Source organism: Pseudobacteroides cellulosolvens ATCC 35603 = DSM 2933, assembly GCF_001262605.1.
Classification (GTDB): Bacteria; Bacillota; Clostridia; order Acetivibrionales; family DSM-2933; genus Pseudobacteroides; species Pseudobacteroides cellulosolvens.
In genome coordinates this window covers 3,807,775-3,829,716 of record NZ_LGTC01000001.1, presented here as the reverse complement: position 1 = coordinate 3,829,716, position 21,942 = coordinate 3,807,775, and the positions used below count along the sequence as shown (strand labels likewise).

The following is a 21,942-nucleotide window of genomic DNA, read 5'->3' as shown; positions in this document are numbered from 1 at the left end:
GGTGGTTTATTATGAAGTCTGCAAGCAAATGTAACATATATAAAAAAGATGAGGATTGTTATGCTATTAAAAAGGCACTAGAGTTCATAGAAAAGAACTATATGAAACAGTTATTGCTTGAGGAAGCAGCATCATATTGTCTTCTAAACCAGACATATTTTTGTTCATTGTTTAAAAGGTACTTAAACTGTAGTTTTGTTACATACTTAAACAGGGTAAGGATTGAGAAAAGCAAAAAATTGCTTAATGATTCCGGTTTATCCCTATATGAGGTTTCAAAACAATGCGGATTTAAAACACAAAGCTATTTTACAAAGGTTTTTAAGCAGGAGACAGGAATCAGTCCAGGTAAGTTCTGTATTAATGACCAATATCTTGAGTATGAAAATCATATTGATAAAATAGAGTATAATAGTCTTTTTGCAATGGGGAAAGGCTTAGAAAATAACATTAAAAAGATAGACAGTAAAACTTTAACCAAAGTTCCAACATCAGTCCGAAGAGCAATAGTCTTTATAGATAAAAATTATATGAAAAAAATCTCATTGAAGACTGTAGCAGACCATGTATCTTTAAGTCGGTCCTATTTCTGCAGAGTATTCAAAGAAGGAACAGGATTAAGCTTTATTGAGTTTATATTAAGACTCCGAGTAGAAAAAAGCTTTGAACTTTTAGATGATCCCAGAATAAATATTACTGATGTTTCAGGAATGGTTGGATTTGAAGAACAAAGCTATTTTTCAAAAGTTTTTAAAAGCATTACAGGACAAAGTCCAAGTAATTACAGGACATCAAAGAAAGCAGTATAAGCACACTGTCCAATTATAATGTTTTATTTGATAATGCCTTATATTTAATTATCAACCCAAAAAACAAAAGCGTTTCATTATCAATGCTAAATCAGGAAGGTGCCCGATAAATATATATTTCAAAATAAAATAGCATAAACAATAAATTGCAAACTTTTTGTCTGTATCTTATCTAGCCTATAATTTATACTTGGGTTATAATGGATGTTTTTATAATTTGGTATCAAGGAGGCTTAGCCGATATATGAGACCACTTAAACCCCAAAAATCAATAGAAGGCATAAATCGGGCAAAGATGTTTATAAAAAGGGATCTTGATTTATTTATTGGTTACCCCGGCATTAACGGTAAGTGGATTTCCCATCCAGAAGGAAAAGAGGTGAGCGAGGTTGTTATAACCCGTGAACACATACATAAAGCAATATTTACAATAAATAAGCTTGTAAGGGATTTTCCCAAGGCATTGCCGAAAATTGTTGGGGATGTGGAAAAATGGAGTGATAGGAATAAGAGTCTACTTGAGTTACTTAAGCAATCCATTCACAATGAAACTACACTTCCAGAATCTCTAGCTAAAATAAATCCCTCATTTGGTGATTTTGAAAAGAAACTACATAATAAAATAGTACGAGATAATAAAGACATGATAAATATAATAAACTGCTTCTCCTGGCTGACTATCCTAAAGCCTGAAACCTTTAAGGATGTTTTGGCATGGCTGGATAATCATAATGAATATATTGATGAAATATATAAGAATTTTGGAAATCAAGAAGGGCTGGAGTTTATTATAAAATTATGGCGGCTATCAAATATTACAGGTGAAAAGAGGATTAAAATAATACTATTATGGGCTTCCCATTCAAGAGTTAACTGTATAATTATGGACCAAGGGTACCAATATTCCAACCTTGTGGATACATCCCTTGGCAGGAAAAGCATCGATCCGGTACCAGGTATTCCTAAAGCCAGATTTGGAAGTGATTTTAAAAAGTGGATAAACTATCTTTCCATTCAAGACAACCAAACAGCCAGGAGGTCAATTGATCTTTTTAACCTGGTTTGTGACATAAGCTTTATTGATAGGTGGGAGGAATGGTGGGAATCGTTAGATAAAGTTATAAGCATGGCTAAAAGGATGCCACGTGGTTTAAGCAGGCATAATCCATTAACTATTAAACTAAATAATATAAGAGAAAAGATTAAGAATATGGGTGATAATACACCACCTGTAGTTAAGTCCAAGTTTCTCTTTGAAAATATAATGAAATGGTCTCAAAATGATAAAGTGAGTCAGTATGAGAAAATGTATAAAGCCCTTGGTGCATTGCCGAAAGAGTATGATAATGTACCTTTGCGATTAGCATTTTGGTTTTACTGGGATCAAATGATGGAACATAGTGAAATTTCAAAGCAGAAGATTATCAGTAATATAATAGATGAATTCCTTAAATTTGTTAACCTCCAGGGTGATTTTGAAAGGGCAATAAACCCATGGAAAAAAGTGATTAGTTCATGGCAGGCTAAAGGTGAATCCAGATCCTATATTTATACCATTGATGATGAAATACTGGATGAGGCGTTAGACCAGAAATCAGTTCCACTTATATTCAATTTGTTAAGGCGGTTATATCAGGATAAGAGGTTTGGTGAATTTATTGAAAATGAGGAAAGAAGATATGTTTTATTATGCCTTGCCGTACCTGAGGAGCAAGTTCTGGATTGTTTCTTTGAAATGAGGAAATGTGGAATTTCAGATGCCTATATTGCAAAAGATGTATTAAAGCTCTCATCAGAAATAGCAGGTGGAAATTATAACAATTTTGGTTGTGTTACCAAGGCACTTTTGGCTAATGTTGACAGATGTTACGACCCTACAAGAATCTTAAAGTCTATAATAAAAATGTGCAGCAATCACTTTTATAAAAACTTTATTGCTGAAGCTATTGCAGGAGGACAAATAAGGGTTCTGTGTACAATAGCTTTGGAACTAAGTATAGTGGAGTTTTTTGGAGAAAAGGCTGCTGATTTACCTCCACCCCTTGATACTGATACTACATGGATAAACAGGTATCCTGCAGAACTGCATGAGGTGCTAATGAGACTTGCATACTCTGACGTAAATGCTGTAAACACTGCGGACAGATTGTTATCTAAGTACTATCCCGATGCTGAGTTACTGCAGGCAGAGATTGATGAGCTTGTTAATAAGGTAAGTAATGGGGAAGATAAGGAAGGTTTTTTGAAACTACGTATTGATAAATTATGCAGAAGACTAATTGAAGGCCCGGCTAAACTGGGCGAAGTGAAGCTGAATAATTTGGGAAAAAAGGTTAGCCATGCTGCAATGATGGGATTATTGGAGAGGTTTAAAGAAGAAAGTAATTTCATGTTCAGAAAATGTCTTAATCTCAATTTAAGTTTAAATGAGTTTCCAGACTGGCTCCAAAGAAGTGATGTGCATGAGACGATTTTATCTTCCATTGAGCTTAGTGATACTTTCCGCAATATCGTTACTATGATACTTAAGAGGAGAGCCTCTCATATGCCATGGGATTTCAGGGATGAGGATGCCAACAGGCAATTCCTTGAAAGGATGAAGTCAATCAATGTTAATATATCACCATGGATTGACGGTGACTATAAATTAATTAAGGAACTTTCCAATGGGGAAGAAATAATACTTTCTATTGAAAGGGATCCTATAGAAATATTCAATATGGGCAAGTACTTTAAGACTTGTTTATCACCTGGTGGAATTAACTTTTTCTCAGTGTTTTCAAATATAATTGATATAAATAAGCAGGTGATATATGGTAAAACACGGGATGGGTATGTAAGAGCACGTGCACTTATTGCAATAAGTGATAATGGTGGAATATTGATATTTCATCCTTACAGCAATGATAGTAAACTTGGTTTCAAGGATGCCTTAAAGGAATTTGTACATGATCTTGCAGCGAAAATGAATACGGTTGTAATGTCAAGAGGTAATGTAAATACTTTAATAGCACCTAGATGGTATGATGACGGGCCATATGATTTGGTTGAGGAATTTCCATTTGCCAAGGATGGATCAGAGTTTAGAAGAAACTTGCTTAAATGGAATGCTAGTGAATTATTATCTAATATGGAAAAAGCCGTTGAGCCAATAGGATTAAATGAGAGGACAATACCATTTTTTATTTCGTTGCCTGAAATGAAAGATTGCAGGATACTTGTAGAAATTTTGTTTCCATATATTACAAAATTCAATTTGGCTTCAAATTCTTTTTATGCATACATTCAGGCACTTATAGAATTGGGAATGGCAGATATGCTCCGAAAATTGTTGCCTAAAATTGTGGATCATGTATTGAGTATCAGTTATGAGGGGAATTACTGGACTATTCAAAAATGGGTTGAGGTTCTGCTGGAAATATCACCAGTAAAGGCCCTAAATGTAATCAAAAAAAATCGTTCTCCGTATTGCTCTAGTTGGGAAGATGAAGAAGGAGAGAGAGTTGCGGCTGCCGGGAGAGCATATTTTATGCTTAATCGCCGTAAACAAGCTGCAAAAATGTTTTCCATTGCAATAAATAAATGTTTAAGTGATAAATCAAGAGAGTTTTGCACACATTACAGTAAGCTGCTCAATACCCATTAGACTTCAGGGTAATTGAGCAGCCGATATAATTCCAGTCTACAACTATAATGAACGTGTATAAATGTCACTAACCACAGTCCTGGAAGCTTCTACCGGTGCTAATGACAGCAATGATGCAAGGCCGGGGGTATCAAAAGCCAGGTTGGTTAAATGTTCAATATCTTTTTCTGAATAACCTGCATTCTTTAATCCTGGAGTAATTCCCATTTTCTCAATCCAGTTTCTCAAATCAACAAAAACCTTATCCGATTCATCTGTTGTACCTTTTAAATCTGGTATTATTGGTGATAGTACATCAGCAAGGGTTTGGCATGATGCAGAATATATCTGTCTTACAACAGCCGGAACTATGAGTGAAAGTCCTAAACCATGTGCCAGATCAGGCTTTATTGCACTTAATGGGTGCTCTAATGCATGTGTAAAGTGCAGAAGACCATTATCAAAAGATACGCCTGCGATCATGGATGCATATGTAAGGAAATACCTTGCTTTTAAGTCTTTTGGGTTTTCTTTTACTATTGGCAGGTATTTTGCAATCAGCCTTGCTGTTTCTTTAGCAAGCATTATGGAATATGGGCTTGCAGCTTTTGAAGTACAGGCTTCAATTACATGGTTTAATGCATCAATGGTCACATATAATGTTTGATCCTCTGGAAGATTTAGCATGAGTCCCGGATCATCTATGGAATACTCAGGATAGATAAAATCATAAGCTATATATGGTTTAAATTCTTTCTCAGGAATAGATACAACAGCAAATCTATCTATTTCTGTACCGGTTCCATGGGTTAGGTTGATAGCTATAAGTGGAACCGCCGAAGTGGGTGTAAATGAATATTCATAAAGTTCCTGAGCTGTGTTTTCCGGGTAGTTTATCAGAATTGCAACACTTTTCGCAGCATCAATTGGGCTTCCGCCACCAATTGATATTACTGCCCGTGCACCAAATTCAATGGCCATTTTAGTAGCTTCATCAACTTGATGGGTGGTTGGATTTGGTGTTACACCATCATATATGGTATAATCTATGCCGCTTTGTTCTAATGCCTTAACAACATGGTTCCATGCACCTGTTGATCTATAGGCTTTTTTACCTGTGACTGCAATTATTTTGGTTATATTTCTGCTTTTTAAATTTGATGCTATATCGTTGATTTTGCTAATGGCACCTACTCCCAAATACACTATTGATTTCGATCTGATCTCACAAATCTGTTCAACATTAATAGAATTTTCCCACATAGACTTCATCCTTTCGTTGTATTTAATGTAATAATTTTACATAAATAAGTATATACTACTCTTTGAGCTATTACAAGCATAATAAATTACTAATATATTCAAGTTAACAGTTTATGACTCACCAGCTATGGCGAGTCATAAATTTGTTGCTATATAGAATGATCGCTATAAACGAAAATACTGATTTTGTGATAGTAGTTTAATCAGCAAATTTACTTGCTTGATTTTGCCCATTTTCCAGATTTTATTAAATACAGGTGTTGGAAGTATTCGGTGACAGATAAAAGTACTGAAGTAAACAAAGCACCTAAAAATGTTATCTTTGCACCTTGTAAAAAAAACTGAGTAATATAAACAATTATTACCGAAGCTATAAAATCAACTGCATTACTTGTCCATAATGTACCTTTTCTGAGTAAAAGTACTTCCATAGTATGTGCAAGTACAGCAAGAATAAGGCCAATAATTATAGGTTGGTATAAGTTTGCATAGTTTACATTATTAAATAATGCGTCTGAAATTATTAATATTATAGGGCAAATAAATAGTTTTATTATAAAACCAGTCAATATAAAGCCACCTTTCAATGATTGAGCATATATAAATTATTATTATGTTAACCATTAAATCTGTATTTATTCATTATCAAAATTTCATAAAGTGAATACTTTTATTACAGAGAGTGGCGATATACACGAACCCATGATTTATTCATTTCATAATATAATTATGTACACTTAACTGTTTATCAATAACATATATTTATTAGTGGAGGTATTATCAAATGAAAATGAATCACATTGATGGAAATAAGATATCACCAATGGCTATTATAGCTTGTGTTTCAGCAAAGCATAAAACCGGTAAAACTAATACATTTAAACTCAAAGAGTATTTTGAACAAGAGGAACAGATACACGATTCTATCGATGAATACAGTAATTCAGAACAAACAGAAGACATAGAAGATATAGAAGATATGGAACAGACCGAGGAGATAGAAGAGATAGATCAAACAAAGGAAATAGAAGAAATAGAAGAAATACAAGAAATACAAGATATAGAGGGGATGGAAGAAGCTGTAGATAAGTATCATTATAACAAACTTACACATCCAGCTAAACCTGTTGATAAATTCTTTGATTGTGGAAAAACAAACTATATTGACTGCAGTAAAAAGTCGCCTAATAGCTTGTTGGCAACTATATTTGCAAAACAGTCAAACGATTCTCAAAATCCATTAGGTAAAACCATAAAAGAGGAAGAAAAACAAATAATCGTAGACTCTGATGATAAGTTGGATGATGAAACAAAAAATGATTACATTGATAGTGAAAATATTACAGAAAGCCTGCAGACTACTCAACCTATTAAAGAAAACATCGATTATGAATTGGAAAAGACCTCAGAATCTGATAGCACAACTAATAATTCCGAAGAAGGAAAAACTGAAGATATAAGCGGTCCTTGTTTTCAGGTGGTACTATTATCTACTGATGATAATGGGGAGCTTGGTATAGAAGACAATAGTAAAGAAGATACCCAAAAAGATGACTCTAATTGGGTTAATGAAAATGGGCCAAAGATTATTGAGATACCATCCGGTATTTTGGCAAGTTTTTTGGGTGTATTAAATTCGAATGCTGTGGGAATTCCTCTTGATTCTATGGTGAAAATTACTAAAGTTTCAGAAGCTAAGAATGAAAATTATGAAGAAAAAAATGCTGATGAAGAATGCGATGAAAGCTGTGAAGAAAAAAATGCTGATGAAGAATACAATGAAAGCTATGAAGAAAAAAGTTTAGATGAATACTGTTTTGAAAGTTGTGAAGACGAAAGTGTTGATGAATATTATTATGAAAGTTGTGAAGATAAAAGTGCTGGTGAGTATTATTGTGAAAGTTGTGAAGATAAAAGTACTGATGAGTATTATTATGAAAGTTGTGAAGATAAAAGTACTGATGAATATTATTATAAATGTTATGAAGATAAAAGTACTGATGAATATTATTATGAATGTTATGAAGATAAAAATCCCAATGGATATGGATATTAGTACTCGGATTAATGTTATAAAATAAATATATGTTAATACATTATGGTAACCAACTTGTTATATGATTCATACTATATTATATAACAAAATAGTAAGGAGATGTTTATTGATGGAAGAAAAATGTAAACAGACAACACCTTGCCCTCAGTTGCCAGGAACAATTCTTCGCATATTTATACCTGCAGGAGCTGTAATTAATCTGCTTAACATTATTGAGTTATCCTCCCCTAGTGGAATATGCATTATACTTAGACTGCCTTTCCTCGGTGGAAAGAATTCAAAGTATGATATTGGCGGTTTGCTGGAATCAGTTAAAAATGCCGGCGGTCGTATAGAGTTTGGTAGCTAAGAGATTTGCATTATAGTATAACTGTTACCTACTGAAGACTTGCTATGTTGGGAGCATTCCTAACATAGCAAGTCAACTATAATACTTATGTTAACTTCCGAAAATGAAACCCTGCATTTTGTTAATCAAACATATAGTGTTTATGGGTTTGGGGACGATTCAAGTATTGACCACAAGCCCTATAGACATTGGTATCCAAGGCATTTTGTAGTATATATAATCCATTCATTACACATTAGTAATATAAAATTTATCTGTTTTAGGAGTGCAAACTGCTTTATAATAAATATTGTAATTAGATATATATTAAAAGTGTTAATAAGCTTACACTTGTCATTTATAATTTATTAGGGAAGTGATAGAAATAGAGAACAGTGAAATATTAGCCATGCTTTGCACTGAAGGAGTTGGAAGAAAAAGAGTTTTGGAGGCAATTAGGGGCAAATCTTCTGTAGAAACTCCGATTTATGCAAGGGACCGGGCTAAATATATTATGGATAGATGTAATTACTTAGGGATAAGCATTATTGGTTATAGTGAATTGCCGCTTTCTTTAAGATTAATAGATGAATCACCAGTATTGCTATTTGTTAAAGGAATAAAGGATCTGTTATATTCAGATAGCTGTGAAGCTGTTGTAGGCACTAGAAATCCAAGCATTGAAGGAGAGGAAAAGGCCAAAGAGGTTACAGAAATTCTGGTAGACAGAGGAAAGGTTATTGTTAGCGGATTGGCGTTGGGAGTAGATACAATAGCCCATAAAACATGTCTTGGAAGAAATGGACATACTATTGCCATATTACCTTCACCAATAGACAGAATTTATCCAGGCATAAATACCGGCCTGGCTGAGAGCATTACTTATGGAGGCTGCCTTGTAAGCGAGTATATGCCGGGAGTTCACGTTCAAAAGTATTTTTTTATACAGAGGGACAGGCTCCAGGCAGCTTTGTCAAGTTCCGTATATGTTATTGAGACAGGTATGAAAGATGGTACAATGCATACAGCAAACTATGCAATAAAGTACGCCAAGGAACTGTATTGCTGTATTTATTCTTCTCAAAATCAGAGTAATGAGGGGAATTATGAGCTTTTGAAGGGCAAGGCAAGAGTGTTTCCGTAATTTGATCAAGAAATATGAGTTATATTAAAGTATAAAAGACTAGTCACAATATTATTAATAAAAAAGCAATGGGGTATCTATATGAAATTAGAGAGAATGCTTGCAATTATTATGTATCTATCAGGAAAAGAAAAGGTTAAAGCTCAAGAACTTGCGGAAAAAATGGAAGTATCGGTGAGAACAATCTATAGAGATATTGAGGCCATATCTTGTGCGGGAATACCCATAACAACATTTCAGGGAGCCAATGGAGGACTTGGAATTGTTGAAGGTTATAAAATAGATAAAAGTGTGCTTTCAAACGAAGAAATACTCTCTATCCTCGCAGGATTAAAAGGGCTTCACAGCATAAACAAGGATCAAAAGACCAAGCTCTTGATAGAGAAACTTTCCGGAGTTACAGAGAATTCCGATTATATGCCTGCAGGCAATGAGATTGCTATTGATTTATCATCATGGAACAAGAATGACAGGTTGCATTTGAGAATTAATGAAATTAAGAAAGCAATCCGTTTGCAAAACATTATAAGGTTTACATATTATGCTTATGGAAAGCTTACCGAGCGGAAAGTTGAGCCTTGTGTAATTATTTTTAAAGAATCAAATTGGTATCTTTATGGGTATTGCCTTTTAAGGAATGACTTCAGGCTCTTTAAACTCAGACGAATTTCACAGCTTGAAATAACTGACGAGATATTTGTTATGAGAGATTATTCCATTGAAAAATTTGATATAAATGGTGATATTGATGGGGACAAGGGGCCGGAAATTGTATTGCTTTTTGAAAAATCTATGACGTATGCGGTTGACGACATCTTTGGAATTGATAACTACGAGGTTATGGAAGATGGCAAAATAAAGGTTCGATTCAATATGGGGATTGGTGATTGGCTGTATGGTTTTGTGCTTGGGTTTGGTGGAAATGTAGAGGTTATAGAGCCACTGACCTTTAAGGAGAATATTATTGCCATGGCTGAAGATGTACTAAAAAAATATCGGAGGACAGAGTAGTTTTTTGGTAAGTTTTTTTCCATATACCTATTGACAACGAATATATTCTCCGGTAAAATGTTAGGTAAGACTAATTCTATTGAGAATGATTATCAATACCGATTGCAAATACATATTTATAATCCAACAGGAGATTTAAATGTCAAAAGATATGACTTTGTCTGCATCAATGCAGGATTACCTTGAAGCTATAGCTGAGTTGGAAGAGGAAGAGGGTATCGTAAGAATTACCGATATAGCCAATAAACTTGATATAGCCAAAGCAAGTGTGAATCAAACAGTTAAAAAGCTCAAGGATATGTCATTGGTCAGGCAGCAGACCTATGGACCAGTGGAACTGACTGATGACGGCAGGCTAATGGCAAACAGGATAAGGCAAAGGCATAAAAAACTAAGACAGTTTCTTGTAGAGGTACTTGGTGTTGATGCGGATATAGCTGAAAAAGATGCTTGCCTTATGGAGCATGCAGTAAGTGCTCAGACTATGGATAGATTGACAAATTTCCTTTGTACAAATGGTTATATGAGTACAGAGTTCAATATAAAAGACAGTGAAGATTATTAGGATTTAAGGTGATTTGGTCAAAAGGAATGGAGGGGTAATATGAACAATGATAATATAAAAAATGATAATATTATATCACTAAGTGAGTTGAAAAAAGGTGAAAAGGCCAGGATAGTCAGGGTAGCTTCAAGGGGAGTAATTCGTAAGAGGATTACCGAAATGGGAATTACCAGTGGCACTGAAGTTCAGGTTAAGGGGTTTGCACCGTTTGGAGATCCTATGGTACTTGGGGTTATGGGTTACAGGCTGGGACTTAGAAAGTCTGAGGCTGCAGATATATTTGTTGAAGTTATATAGGATTAAAGCGATTTATATATTTTTGATTAGAAGTTAGGTTGGACTAACAAATGGGAGTTGGAAATACAATGGTGAATAATGGATTGGCAAATAATCTTACAAAAGAATATGTTTTAGCACTGGCTGGGAACCCTAATTCAGGTAAAACCTCTTTGTTTAACAGCCTTACAGGATCAAGGCAGCATGTAGGCAATTGGCCGGGAGTTACGGTTGAGAAAAAGGAAGGCAGCTATGTATCAGGAGGAAATACCATAAGGGTAATTGATTTACCTGGTACTTATAGCCTTGGGGCTTTGTCGGAGGATGAAGCTGTAGCCAGAGACTATATTATAAACGAGAAACCTGATGTTGTGGTTAATATAGTTGATTCGACCAATATTGAAAGAAATATGTATCTTACATCACAGCTTTTGGAAATGGGAGCTAAAGTAATTGTTGCACTTAACATGTATGATGAAGCAAAATCCAAGAATATTGAAATAGATATAAATGGATTATCAAACATACTTGGAGTTCCAGTTTTGCCAACTATTGCAACAAAGAGCCAAGGACTTGATGAATTGACGGGATTGTTTTTCAAAGCTGCGGGCAGTGAATATAATAAGCCTTTAATAATTAATTATGGCAAGGAAATAGAAGAAGTTATAAATAAGCTTTCCGATGAGATAAAAAATGAAGCAGGCCTTTTAGAAAGGTATAATACAAGATGGCTTGCTGTAAAGATTTTAGAAGACGATGCAGGTATTAAAAATAATATCAAGAAGTACAAGGTTTACGAAAAGCTTGAAAAGATCCGAAACGAAAGTGTAAAGAGACTGGAATCTTTATGGGGAGATGATATTGAAGCTGTAATTGCAGAAAAGAGATATGGATTTATAAAAGGTATAGTAAAAGAAACCGTAAAAAGGCAAATGTCTGCAGAAGAAAAGCTTACAGTTACCGACAAGATTGATATGGTGGTGACTAACAGGTTTTTAGGTATTCCCATTTTTCTTCTGGCAGTGTGGGGAATTTTCCAATTTACTTTTACCCTGGGAAATCCATTAGCCGATCTTATTGAAGCTTTCTTCGGATGGTTTGGTGGATTTGTAAGAGGAGGGATACAAGGGGCTGGGGCACCGGAACTGGTTGTTTCGCTTATTGTTGATGGTATAATAGGTGGAGCAGGATCTGTACTTGTATTTATGCCTAACATATTCCTGCTGTTTTTTGCAATATCAATACTGGAGGACAGTGGATATATGGCAAGGGCGGCCTATATTATGGACAGGTTTATGCATATATTAGGTCTTCATGGGAAGTCTTTTATTCCCATGATTGTCGGGTTTGGATGTAATGTACCTGGAGTTTTGGCAACAAGAACCCTTGAAAACAAGAGGGACAGGTTGGTTTCCATATTGATCAATCCGCTTATGTCCTGTTCGGCAAGGCTTCCGGTATATATACTGTTCACAGGTGCTTTCTTTAGTGCGAACCAGGGCATAGTAATTTTTTCGTTATATCTTTTGGGTATAGTATTAGCTATAGGAGTTGGAGTTGTTTTTAAAAAGCTGGTTTTTAAGGGTGAAACATCTCATTTTGTTATGGAACTTCCCCCATATAGGTTTCCGACGTTAAAGAGTACATTTATTCATATGTGGGATAGGGGAAGCGACTTCATAAAAAAGGCCGGTACAATAATAGTTGCAGTAGTTGTGCTTGTATGGGTGCTTTCAAGTTTACCAGCAGGGGTTGAGTATGCCAGCCGTGAAAGCTTGTTGGGGCAGATCGGTGCTTTTATATCACCAATATTCAAACCAGCCGGTTTTGGAACTTGGGAAGCTGCAGTAGCACTTTTGTTTGGAGTTGTTGCAAAGGAAGTGGTGGTTGGAACTCTTGGTGTGGTTTACGGGGTTCAGGATGAAGGTCTTCAATCGGTTATAGCTAAGATGTGGACTCCGCTTTCGGCGTATTCATTCATGGTTATGACACTTATATACATTCCGTGTGTAGCTACAATAGGTGCAATTAAGAGAGAGACCAATTCGTGGGCATGGACACTTTTTGCCATAGGGTACAGCTTGGTTCTCGGCTGGGTTATGTCTGTACTGGTATATCAGGTAGGCTCATTATTAGGATTTGCATAATGTGATTTTAGAGATTTTTCATGATAATAATCAAGGTGGCAAAATCGCAAGTGATTTTATTCTAACAGAAAGAAGGGGATATAAATGGATTCTACATGGTTAATACCGATTTTAGCCGGTGCTTTGGCTGCATTATATATAGGGTATAAAGTCAGAAAGGCTTTTAAAAATGGTCAATGCGGGTCGTGTTGCAGTTCGTGCAGCAGTAATTGTAAAAAGCCTGATTAAAAATATGGTGTCTATTGATGGTTTGTTGAACATTATAGACACCATATTTTTGAATATTACTTATATTCATTCATTTTAAAGGGGTTTCCGTGACCCGGGTATATTGTTTTTATATCAAGCTTGCATAATAACTCAATGCTTTTGTCCATAGCATGAAAATCAAGTGCATTTGGTGCAACTTTTGGTCTTTTAGTATTGGTAAATGTGTCTCCTGCTATAAGCTGCCCATTTTCTGTTAGTATGGCGATTGAGCCCGGTGTATGTCCTGGAATATGTATAATTTTTGCGTCCAATCCATATTGATTCAAGGTGTCGCCGTCATTTAAAAGAATATCAGGTTTGAATCCTCTAAAATTACCAAGTATTTTAATATTTATCCTTTCAAGCTTTTTCTTCATTATCCTAAACAGTACCTTAAGAAATAATGATCTGAAACAAAAGCTTTTCATGACATCCTCAAGAATTGGTTTTTGTACCAAATTTAAATCACCTTTATGCATGGCGATTTTGGTCTTGTACTTTTCCTTAATATATGCTGCATTTGCTGAATGATCATAGTCACCATGGGTTAGAACAATAAGCCTAAGATTTTGAGAATTACACCCTGCTTTATCCAATTCTTTTTCAAGCATTTCCAAACGATTATTTATTTCTTTGTCAAAAGTTATATACCCGCCGGTGTCAAACAAAATAAATGAATTGCCTTGTTTAGCCAGGTAGCAGTTAACAGCACCTAAATTGATGGATATGATTTCCTGATTCATAAATACCTCCATTCCTCTTAATCATGGTTTTTATGATAAGCACCATGAGTTTCCGTGTACACTTTCATAAACAATTTGTCAAATTCTTTTCTTTCAATATTGAAATATTTGGTCCATGAATCTGCAAAGCATAGATATGCATACATGGGAATAAAACTGGTAAAAAATTCGGCTATTCGCCTTTCCTGAATATTATAGTTTTGAGTGCATGTGTTTTCGCTTTCTTTATTTATCATTGCTTCCACTACTTTAAATAAAATTGGTGCATCTTTGGACTTTTTAAGAGAGTCAATAAGCATTACTCTAAGCAAGTCTGCATTTTTAAGTCCGAATTCATAATATACATTTTTCATCCTTGCGGGAATTTCCTGTGCCTTTTCCTGATGGGTTTCACCTGGTTTGGCTGCAATTATTCCCAAGTATTCGTTAATGAAATTTGTAGTCAGTACCTCCAAAATCTCATCCTTACTTTTAAAGTGATAGTAAATCAAGGACTTTGGTACCTTTGCTTCCCGTGCAATTTCATCTATACGGGACCCCTCAAAGCTTTTTTCAGCAAAGATTTTAATGGCGGTTTGTAAAATTCTCTCTCGTGCATTTGGATTGTTCATCAGCATACCTCTTAATCATAAAATAATATTAGTACTGAATGGTCAGTATAATTTTATCATGGTGTATGTTAGCAGGTCAATAGGGCAGATGAAGGAAAGCGGAAATGATTTTTCGTAACATATATAGATTAGAAATGTGCTGAGGTGGCTTGATTTTATTATTATAAAAAGTGGCTTGATTTTATTATTATAAAATTATAGTATTATAGTATAATTATTGATTTACATATTGATTATAGGATCTATTATTAAAAAATTAATTATTGCAAATACCATTAATATTTATTTTTTATTTTAAAATAAGGGGGGTTGAAAATGTTTAAAAAAGTCATAACTGTTTTTGCGGTTATCATGACAATGATGACTGGCATCATTTGCACTGTATCTAATGCTGAGGAGGTTAATACAGGATTTACTGTAACAGGTATTGTAAAACCTGAGTTTGTCAATTCAGGCAGTACTGCATCATCCCAGCTTTCAGGCTTTATTGTTACTGTGGAGGGATTGCAAGGCACATGTCAAACGGATTCTACAGGGCATTTTGAGCTTAATAACATTCAGAGGGGTGCCGGATATACTTTTAAGATATCAAAGCCAGGCTTTTTAACAAGAACCATATCCGATAAGGCTATTTCAGGAGACACAGCTTTATCAACTGGAGGACTGCCAATCGACATATGGGCCGGGGACTTTAATGGCGATCTTTCCATAAACATGGCGGATATAATCGAGTTTGCCAAAGGATTTAATCTTATTTCATCAAGTGAAAAGTACAATCTTGTTCTTGATATGAATCAAGATGGAGCAATAAATATGAGCGATATAATGATAGTTATCAAGCATTTCAGTAAAACTGCAAATGATTATTTACAAAATATCACTGCCACTACTATTGTAAAAAGTACTGTACCAATGCCTACACCAACAAAAAAGCCTACTCCAACTGTAACACCTATACCTACCAAAGCTCCTACACCTACCGTTGGTATGACAGGTAAGGTGACCTATACTCTCATAAAGGCCAGTTCACCTACTGCTGACCAGCTTGCGGCATATGAAGCCATAACGGCTGCTATGGACAAGGCTGTTTTCTATTATAATCAGTACACGAGTATTGTTCTTAACTTAAGGGTTCAATACGAGCCATCTGTTGCAACTGCTGATGCAAATATCAATGGTAATATCAGGTTTGGTAAAAAAGAGTACATGAATCACATAACTGCCATGCATGAAATCGCACATACTGCTGGTGTAGGAACTACAAACCAGTACAGATCATTAATAGTAAATGGTGTATTTACCGGTACTAATGCAACAAATCAATTGAGAGCCATTACAGGTAACTCCCAAGATGTTTTAAAGGGAGATAGCCAGCATTTTTGGCCATACGGACTTAATTACACCAGTGAGGTTAAGTCAAATGATGACCTTATCAATCACTGTAAAATTGTTAATGCTATGAGAAAAGATCTGGGTTTTTAAACTATATGATCAAGAAAAATGTTTGCATATTAAAAACGTAAAATGATTATTGAAAACATAAGAATGAAATCGCTTGCGATTTTGCTAACATTGATGGTGGAGGTACATGTATTCTTAGCTACTGATAAAAAAGAATATCATTGTCGGTTAAGCTGAGGATACATGGCCTCAATGCCCAATATCCCAAACACAATCAGGATTCCCCCAGACCATTGCTCCCATCTTACATTCTCTCCAAGTACCAAGCTTGATAATATTAAAGCTGTAAAAGGCATCATGCCCGAGAAAACAGCAGCGGTAGATGCTGTACATCTCTTTATTCCTGCATACCAGAAGATAAAAGCCAATGCAGTAACGAATAGGCCATACCATACCAATGAACCCCACTGTTTGAGATTAAGCGATTTTATTGGCAAAACCGGGTTTTCTAAAATTGAGGGTATAAGGCATAGAATAAAAGCTGTTATTGATACAAGTGTTGTTTGAATAATAGGGTCTAAAGGCTTTTGACCGTTTGCAACCAGCCTTACACTGTTGATCCGTGAAAGAATATTAAACATAGACTCACTGATGGCAGCACAGACTACCAGTATATTTCCATATAAGTGCATTAATGAGAAGCTTCTTTGAGGCAGTAAAATTCCTTGTATTAGCAGTATACCGACAATGGTACTTAAAATACCGATTATTTTTTGTTTATTAAGGTGCTCTTTTAGAATGACCCTTGCTAAAACTACTGTAACTGCAGGGGTAGCTCCTGTTAAAATGCCCGCTTCTCCGGAGCTTGTATGCAAAAGACCATTTAGCAAAAACATTCGGAATAAAAATATACCAAAGAAAGCTTGAAGTAATATTATAATCCAGTTCATTTTATGTATAAGCTTCATTTCACTTATAAGCCTGAATCCACAAACAGGCAGCAAGCCAAGAATAGCAAACAAAAGACTGAGTGCAGCTATTGTAAAGGTCCCCAATTGACCTGAAACAAATCGTGCAGAAATAACAGAAGTTCCGGCAAGTGAAAATGCACAGAATAGGTAGAATGAACCCTTTAATTTATCCATTTATGTACTCTCCTAAACTTTTATATATGAAACATTAATAATCTCAATAAAAACTATGTTATAATGATATTGAGTAAACTGGTACTTTTAAAGTACCAGTTTGTAATAAGTTCATTAGATCCAGTTGAGGTATATATGTTGGGAATAGAGATAAATAGGCAAAGTGAAGTTTCTTTAAAGAGGCAGATTTACCACAAACTAAGGGATTATATACTTGATGGACGGATAGCAGCAGGTGAACCATTGCCTTCAACAAGGGAGTTGGCTAAAGACTTGGCAGTATCTCGCAATACCATATGTGAGGCTTATGATATGCTGCTGGCTGAGGGATTTGTGCTTAGCAGTCAAGGTGCTCCAACAAGGGTAGCTGAGGGACTAAGCATACCTAAAGAATCTTCGGAAGAGTTTTTACAAAAAGAATCTCAAAGTTATGATAATATAAAAGCTGATTTTAGGACAGGTCAACCTGATTTGAGATATTTCCCTAGGTATATGTGGAATAGAATTCTGTATAAGGCAATGGATGAAATGCCTTTATATCAGTTCGGATACTCAGGTCCGGATGGGCTAACGCAGCTGCGTGAGGAAATTTCCGGGTGGCTTTTTAGAAGCAGGGGAATTAAAGTCGATCCTTGTGATATATTTATTACTGTAGGTGCAACCTATGGACTACACTTGATTTCAGGAATGCTCTATGAGGAAGGGAAAGAAATATTGATGGAGGACCCATGCCATATGGGAATGCTGCGGGCACTGCGTAACAAAGGGTATCCAGTTTGCCCTGTACCTGTAGATGAACATGGAATGATTATTGAACATCTTGATGGGAAAGCTGCATGGGCTATATATGTAACACCTTCTCATCAGTTTCCCCTAGGCGGCATTCTTCCGGCAGGCCGTCGTGCCGGGTTAATACGATTTGCCAGGGAAAATGGAATTTATATAATAGAGGATGATTATGACAGTGAGTTCAGGTATTGCGGTGAGCCAATTGCACCGCTTTATTCAATGGATCCGCAAAGGGTAATTTATGTAGGCACGTTTTCAAAGGTGCTATTTCCTGCTTTACGTATAGGTTATGTACTTCTGCCTCGTCAGTTGCATAAAAAGTGGAGGTACCTAAGGACTCACACCGATGTTCAGAATCCCCCTTTTGAACAGGCAGCTTTAGCAGAGTTTTTGAGGAGCAGAAAGATTGATAGGCATGTCTTGAAGATGAAGAGGCTTTATGGTGAGCGGCGGAAGGCACTATTGTTGGCATTAGCGGAGCAGTTCGGGAATACATGGCACTCGTGGGGAGATGCTACTGGACTGCATATTGCAGTAGAGTTTCCAGGAATGCAATTTGGGTATGAGTTTCTGCATAAGTGTAAAACTAATGGGATTATTCTAAAATCGGTGGAATACCACAGTATCTGTAAAGGAAAGCATTTGGATAAGCTGCTTTTGGGGTATGGGCATATGGAGATAGATGAAATCAACAAAGGGATTTCAGTATTGAATAAGTTTATAACGTCCATTTAGAATGCACCGTAATTTAGCAGGTGTTAAAAATGTTATCGAAGCCCTTCCAATAGCTGAGTTGCATATTCAATTGCATCAGGGAAAAATGTGCTGAAATCATTTTCTAAATCTCCATAATTGCAGTTTAACTCACTTATAGAAGCTGCCAGCAAATTATCCGGCACGGACAACCTTTTTGAGATTCTTTCCAATGCTTTTTCAATACCGATTGCTTCTTTATAAGAAAGAAGCCAGTTTTCATTAATCATAGCAGGCATAACAGTTCTAAGTTTATCAGGTAAGCATGAAGAGTACTTTTCAAGTATTTTATAAAAATTAATTGTATATGCTTCTAATGATGATTTAGAATATTTTGACCAGTTTTTTGCTAAAAAGTGATCATAAAACATATCTATTAATAGTCCGGCAAATCGCTTGTTTGAGCTGGAAATTCTGCTTTTGCTCTTTAAAAAGAGAGGGTGGGAATCAGTGAAACTATCAAGCTTTCTGTGCATATAAATGCCTTCATTTATGGAATTTTCAAAATTACCATCCTCAGTTTTGCTTACAAAATCACCAAGTAGATTGCCGAGCATATGCTTATCATAATTACCTGAAAGATATATATGTGCTAAATAATTCATCTTAATCCCTCCTATTTGGCTTCCTGCTGCAAAAGAGTATGATATATTCCGCCTGAAGAGTTATTGGGAAATATGTATTCAAAATCAATATTCTTTTCGCCGAAGGGAGGTACTTTTGTTTCCTGAACAAGTTTTAAAAGTTCCTTATTCGGAGAAAGTTCTTTTGGATCCATACCCATTATGGGTTCTCCTGATGGTGTATATGCTAAAACATCCAGGTAATTGTTATTTGCAATTACATTGCCCAAATAATACTTTATAATTCTGGTTTTATCAGTATTGTTTTTAATATGTATCCTTTCTTTGTACCGGATTCCCCAGTTGCCTAGGTTGGATAAATACGGTCCGTTTTCGGGATAACGGTTTGTGGGTGAGATTATTATATTGGTATTATTGAGGATTTCTTTGAATGAGAACATATCAGATACAATTGCTCCATCAATTTTATCCGAAGTAATATTTGTAAACCACCCGGGAAAATTTACACTCTCAGGGTTCCATTTGTTTTCCTGAGCGTTGTAGACAGGGTAGGTCACAATTATTGGACTGGAGTCGATATCGGTATCATTTATGGTTGCATTCAGGCTAAAATTTACAACCGGGTTGTTTTCCGCTGTGCCTCTGTAAGTTCTGGTATAGCCGTCGAAGGGCACTTCGGGATATGTATCTATCAATGCTGGAGTATCGAATATGGAGGGATCTTCTACCAGGCATATGGTAACTTCCAGTATCTGATCCGTTTCAAATCTCGCTATGGCGTTTACAAAATCGTTTAATTCCTGACCTTGGGGGCTCAGGACAAGGGAGGGGTGGTTAAACAGATAATAGTATTCTCCGGCTTTTAATGTTGTACTTGTTTGGACACTTTGGGTGTAGGCCCTAAGAGCATCCAGCATAAACATGCTGCTGTTAACCGGCATACTTGATGCACCCTTATTTGTAACCTTAAGAAAAGCATCTTTTTGAGATTTATTATGGAGGAATACGCCAAAATAAAGCGGTTTTTGCTTTGTACTCACATTTAAATGATCTGCTATAATGTTGTTTTTACCGATAATTCCGTTCCTGCGAAAAAGGACACATACTTTCTGATCGTTTATATGATGGTCATAAACTGACTCAGGAAAGTTACTGTAAAGGGTTATGCCTTTTTCTCCGTCTCCCAAGCTGTATCCGGCTGTTGAATATTTTACATTGGGTTTGGATTCATAAACAACTGGACAGGCCCAAATACCGAAATCATAATCTGATCCATCCCCTGCATCTCTAACCTCCAGAGTCAATTCCTTTACACCTTTTACATCAATATCAATTTTCCTTGGCATTGCATGAAAAAATTTTGACGGTTCATTTTTTATTACCTGACTTTCAAAGAGGCTCCTGCCATCACCAGATACTTTGAATGTAACAGAGCCGCCATATAAATAGACCGATTCTTCAAGTCCAATTACTGATGAAAAAGTTTCATACTTACCATTAAGGGGTACTGTTAATATGGTTCCCGGTTTCATCAATATGCTGTTTTTATAGTTAATATGGCATATCTTAATGGGTTCTTTATTATAGTTCATATCAAAAACCATACTGGTATTATCCTGGTATTGGGTTTTGTCCACAATATCAGATATAAATACAGGAGGTTTTTTCTTTTCATTAACCGTGAATTTCCTGACGTTTGACCAAGATATGTTCTTATATGAGTCTTTTACACCAATCACATAACGATACTTTTTTCCATATGAAAGATTTTCAGGGAGTAGCTTATACTCGGCAACATTCTGAAAACTGATATTATTTAGAATGATTTTTCCACTGCTGTCGTCTGCAAGCCTTAAGACATAGTTCTCATTAGGGTTTACTGGCTCCCATTTCAAGACAGCATCGAATATATCTATTTTGCCTTCACTCTCCGGATTTGTTATTTCAGGTGGCTGTGCTGTCTTAAAGTAACTTATAGTGGAATAGTAAATGTTATTTTTTGAAACCAACGCACCAACTTTATAACGGTATTTAATGCCTGGCTTAAGAAAGCTTGATGGCACAGTATACTTATTAACTCCTTTTTTAATTTCAATTTTCTTTAAAATAATTATATTTTCAGGCTCCTGGACAAGCCATATGTAATGCGGTTTTTGAATATATGGGTCATTCCATGCAATGGTAACTTTTGATTTATCAATTACTGTGTTATTGGCAGGCGAATTTATCACAGGAATAGCAGGTTTTTTATCGGACAATGCATATAAAAAAGAATTATTTATAATTACACATAATATTAAAATCAATGGAATAACGAATTTTTTTCTCAATTTTATATCCTCCTGGTACGTGAAAAAATAGTTGCAAATCAAGGTTTTTTTGTTTCGATTATATACTTTTAAGGCAATAAAGGCAAGAATTTGGTGCAATTAATATACACTTT

Annotated in this window: 19 protein-coding genes; 12 read left to right on the top strand and 7 right to left on the bottom strand. The window is 35.5% G+C overall.

Annotated elements, in window-relative coordinates; translation table 11 throughout:
* Positions 1 to 11: 11 nt before the first annotated feature.
* Positions 12 to 809, top strand: a complete 798-nt coding sequence (locus Bccel_RS15575) for a helix-turn-helix domain-containing protein (RefSeq protein WP_050753527.1) — start codon at positions 12 to 14, stop codon at positions 807 to 809.
* A gap of 244 nt (positions 810 to 1,053) precedes the next feature.
* The gene (locus Bccel_RS15570) at positions 1,054 to 4,455 is read left to right on the top strand and encodes a hypothetical protein (RefSeq protein ID WP_036939009.1); all 3,402 of its coding nucleotides are present in this window, start codon (positions 1,054 to 1,056) and stop codon (positions 4,453 to 4,455) included.
* Between the two features lie 42 nt (positions 4,456 to 4,497).
* Here the strand turns inward: Bccel_RS15570 and Bccel_RS15565 are convergent, their stop codons facing one another.
* Both Bccel_RS15565 and Bccel_RS15560 read right to left on the bottom strand, forming a co-directional pair.
* The gene (locus Bccel_RS15565) at positions 4,498 to 5,697 is read right to left on the bottom strand and encodes an iron-containing alcohol dehydrogenase (protein ID WP_036939007.1); all 1,200 of its coding nucleotides are present in this window, start codon (positions 5,695 to 5,697) and stop codon (positions 4,498 to 4,500) included.
* Between the two features lie 212 nt (positions 5,698 to 5,909).
* Complete coding sequence (locus tag Bccel_RS15560) at positions 5,910 to 6,266, bottom strand: DUF2512 family protein (protein WP_036939005.1); 357 nt, start codon at positions 6,264 to 6,266, stop codon at positions 5,910 to 5,912.
* 215 nt (positions 6,267 to 6,481) lie between these two features.
* Here Bccel_RS15560 and Bccel_RS15555 point away from each other — a divergent pair, with 215 nt between their 5' ends.
* From Bccel_RS15555 to Bccel_RS28995, 8 genes are all read left to right on the top strand, one after another.
* Entirely contained in the window at positions 6,482 to 7,753 is a 1,272-nt protein-coding gene (locus Bccel_RS15555) for a hypothetical protein (protein ID WP_036939004.1), read from the top strand.
* A 109-nt stretch (positions 7,754 to 7,862) separates the two neighbouring features.
* Positions 7,863 to 8,102, top strand: a complete 240-nt coding sequence (locus tag Bccel_RS15550) for a hypothetical protein (RefSeq protein WP_036939002.1) — start codon at positions 7,863 to 7,865, stop codon at positions 8,100 to 8,102.
* 355 nt (positions 8,103 to 8,457) lie between these two features.
* Positions 8,458 to 9,225 (top strand): DNA-processing protein DprA, encoded by a 768-nt coding sequence (locus Bccel_RS15545; protein ID WP_051983527.1) that lies wholly within the window; start codon positions 8,458 to 8,460, stop codon positions 9,223 to 9,225.
* Positions 9,226 to 9,306: 81 nt separating this feature from the next.
* Complete coding sequence (locus Bccel_RS15540) at positions 9,307 to 10,236, top strand: helix-turn-helix transcriptional regulator (protein ID WP_036939000.1); 930 nt, start codon at positions 9,307 to 9,309, stop codon at positions 10,234 to 10,236.
* Positions 10,237 to 10,375: 139 nt separating this feature from the next.
* Positions 10,376 to 10,801: a metal-dependent transcriptional regulator gene (locus tag Bccel_RS15535; protein WP_050753525.1), complete on the top strand. Its 426-nt coding sequence runs from the start codon at positions 10,376 to 10,378 to the stop codon at positions 10,799 to 10,801.
* 39 nt (positions 10,802 to 10,840) lie between these two features.
* A complete protein-coding gene (locus tag Bccel_RS15530) occupies positions 10,841 to 11,098 on the top strand; it encodes a FeoA family protein (protein WP_036938997.1) in 258 nt (85 codons plus the stop codon).
* Positions 11,099 to 11,148: 50 nt separating this feature from the next.
* Positions 11,149 to 13,224: a ferrous iron transport protein B gene (gene feoB, locus Bccel_RS15525; protein ID WP_476748362.1), complete on the top strand. Its 2,076-nt coding sequence runs from the start codon at positions 11,149 to 11,151 to the stop codon at positions 13,222 to 13,224.
* Between the two features lie 84 nt (positions 13,225 to 13,308).
* A complete protein-coding gene (locus Bccel_RS28995) occupies positions 13,309 to 13,452 on the top strand; it encodes a FeoB-associated Cys-rich membrane protein (RefSeq protein ID WP_081926816.1) in 144 nt (47 codons plus the stop codon).
* Positions 13,453 to 13,508: 56 nt separating this feature from the next.
* On the opposite strand, the gene Bccel_RS15520 is transcribed toward Bccel_RS28995, so the two are convergent.
* Both Bccel_RS15520 and Bccel_RS15515 read right to left on the bottom strand, forming a co-directional pair.
* Complete coding sequence (locus Bccel_RS15520; protein WP_036938996.1) at positions 13,509 to 14,216, bottom strand: MBL fold metallo-hydrolase; 708 nt, start codon at positions 14,214 to 14,216, stop codon at positions 13,509 to 13,511.
* 17 nt (positions 14,217 to 14,233) lie between these two features.
* Positions 14,234 to 14,827 carry a TetR/AcrR family transcriptional regulator gene (locus Bccel_RS15515; RefSeq protein WP_036938994.1) on the bottom strand — a complete coding sequence of 198 codons (594 nt, stop codon included), beginning with the start codon at positions 14,825 to 14,827 and terminating at the stop codon, positions 14,234 to 14,236.
* A gap of 315 nt (positions 14,828 to 15,142) precedes the next feature.
* Between Bccel_RS15515 and Bccel_RS28990 the strand changes: the two genes are divergently transcribed.
* Positions 15,143 to 16,309, top strand: coding sequence for a dockerin type I domain-containing protein (locus Bccel_RS28990; protein WP_081926813.1), 1,167 nt, complete (start codon positions 15,143 to 15,145; stop codon positions 16,307 to 16,309).
* A gap of 137 nt (positions 16,310 to 16,446) precedes the next feature.
* On the opposite strand, the gene Bccel_RS15505 is transcribed toward Bccel_RS28990, so the two are convergent.
* On the bottom strand, positions 16,447 to 17,373 hold the full coding sequence (locus Bccel_RS15505; RefSeq protein WP_036938992.1) for a DMT family transporter: 927 nt from the start codon (positions 17,371 to 17,373) through the stop codon (positions 16,447 to 16,449).
* Positions 17,374 to 17,508: 135 nt separating this feature from the next.
* Here Bccel_RS15505 and pdxR point away from each other — a divergent pair, with 135 nt between their 5' ends.
* Entirely contained in the window at positions 17,509 to 18,897 is a 1,389-nt protein-coding gene (gene pdxR, locus Bccel_RS15500; RefSeq protein WP_036938990.1) for a MocR-like pyridoxine biosynthesis transcription factor PdxR, read from the top strand.
* A 32-nt stretch (positions 18,898 to 18,929) separates the two neighbouring features.
* Here the strand turns inward: pdxR and Bccel_RS15495 are convergent, their stop codons facing one another.
* Together Bccel_RS15495 and Bccel_RS15490 are read right to left on the bottom strand one after the other, a co-directional pair.
* Complete coding sequence (locus tag Bccel_RS15495; RefSeq protein WP_036938988.1) at positions 18,930 to 19,520, bottom strand: acyl carrier protein phosphodiesterase; 591 nt, start codon at positions 19,518 to 19,520, stop codon at positions 18,930 to 18,932.
* Positions 19,521 to 19,531: 11 nt separating this feature from the next.
* Entirely contained in the window at positions 19,532 to 21,829 is a 2,298-nt protein-coding gene (locus Bccel_RS15490) for an NPCBM/NEW2 domain-containing protein (RefSeq protein ID WP_036938986.1), read from the bottom strand.
* Positions 21,830 to 21,942: the final 113 nt, after the last annotated feature.

What these genes read in the sequence shown, in the direction of transcription:
- Bccel_RS15575 (WP_050753527.1), top strand. Translation starts at nt 12, where the DNA reads ATGAAGTCTGCAAGCAAATGTAACATATATAAAAAAGATGAGGATTGT.
- Bccel_RS15570 (WP_036939009.1), top strand. Translation starts at nt 1,054, where the DNA reads ATGAGACCACTTAAACCCCAAAAATCAATAGAAGGCATAAATCGGGCA.
- Bccel_RS15565 (WP_036939007.1), bottom strand. Translation starts at nt 5,697, where the DNA reads ATGTGGGAAAATTCTATTAATGTTGAACAGATTTGTGAGATCAGATCG.
- Bccel_RS15555 (WP_036939004.1), top strand. Translation starts at nt 6,482, where the DNA reads ATGAAAATGAATCACATTGATGGAAATAAGATATCACCAATGGCTATT.
- Bccel_RS15550 (WP_036939002.1), top strand. Translation starts at nt 7,863, where the DNA reads ATGGAAGAAAAATGTAAACAGACAACACCTTGCCCTCAGTTGCCAGGA.
- Bccel_RS15540 (WP_036939000.1), top strand. Translation starts at nt 9,307, where the DNA reads ATGAAATTAGAGAGAATGCTTGCAATTATTATGTATCTATCAGGAAAA.
- Bccel_RS15535 (WP_050753525.1), top strand. Translation starts at nt 10,376, where the DNA reads ATGTCAAAAGATATGACTTTGTCTGCATCAATGCAGGATTACCTTGAA.
- Bccel_RS15530 (WP_036938997.1), top strand. Translation starts at nt 10,841, where the DNA reads ATGAACAATGATAATATAAAAAATGATAATATTATATCACTAAGTGAG.
- feoB (WP_476748362.1), top strand. Translation starts at nt 11,149, where the DNA reads ATGGGAGTTGGAAATACAATGGTGAATAATGGATTGGCAAATAATCTT.
- Bccel_RS28995 (WP_081926816.1), top strand. Translation starts at nt 13,309, where the DNA reads ATGGATTCTACATGGTTAATACCGATTTTAGCCGGTGCTTTGGCTGCA.
- Bccel_RS15520 (WP_036938996.1), bottom strand. Translation starts at nt 14,216, where the DNA reads ATGAATCAGGAAATCATATCCATCAATTTAGGTGCTGTTAACTGCTAC.
- Bccel_RS15515 (WP_036938994.1), bottom strand. Translation starts at nt 14,827, where the DNA reads ATGAACAATCCAAATGCACGAGAGAGAATTTTACAAACCGCCATTAAA.
- Bccel_RS28990 (WP_081926813.1), top strand. Translation starts at nt 15,143, where the DNA reads ATGTTTAAAAAAGTCATAACTGTTTTTGCGGTTATCATGACAATGATG.
- Bccel_RS15505 (WP_036938992.1), bottom strand. Translation starts at nt 17,373, where the DNA reads ATGGATAAATTAAAGGGTTCATTCTACCTATTCTGTGCATTTTCACTT.
- pdxR (WP_036938990.1), top strand. Translation starts at nt 17,509, where the DNA reads ATGTTGGGAATAGAGATAAATAGGCAAAGTGAAGTTTCTTTAAAGAGG.
- Bccel_RS15495 (WP_036938988.1), bottom strand. Translation starts at nt 19,520, where the DNA reads ATGAATTATTTAGCACATATATATCTTTCAGGTAATTATGATAAGCAT.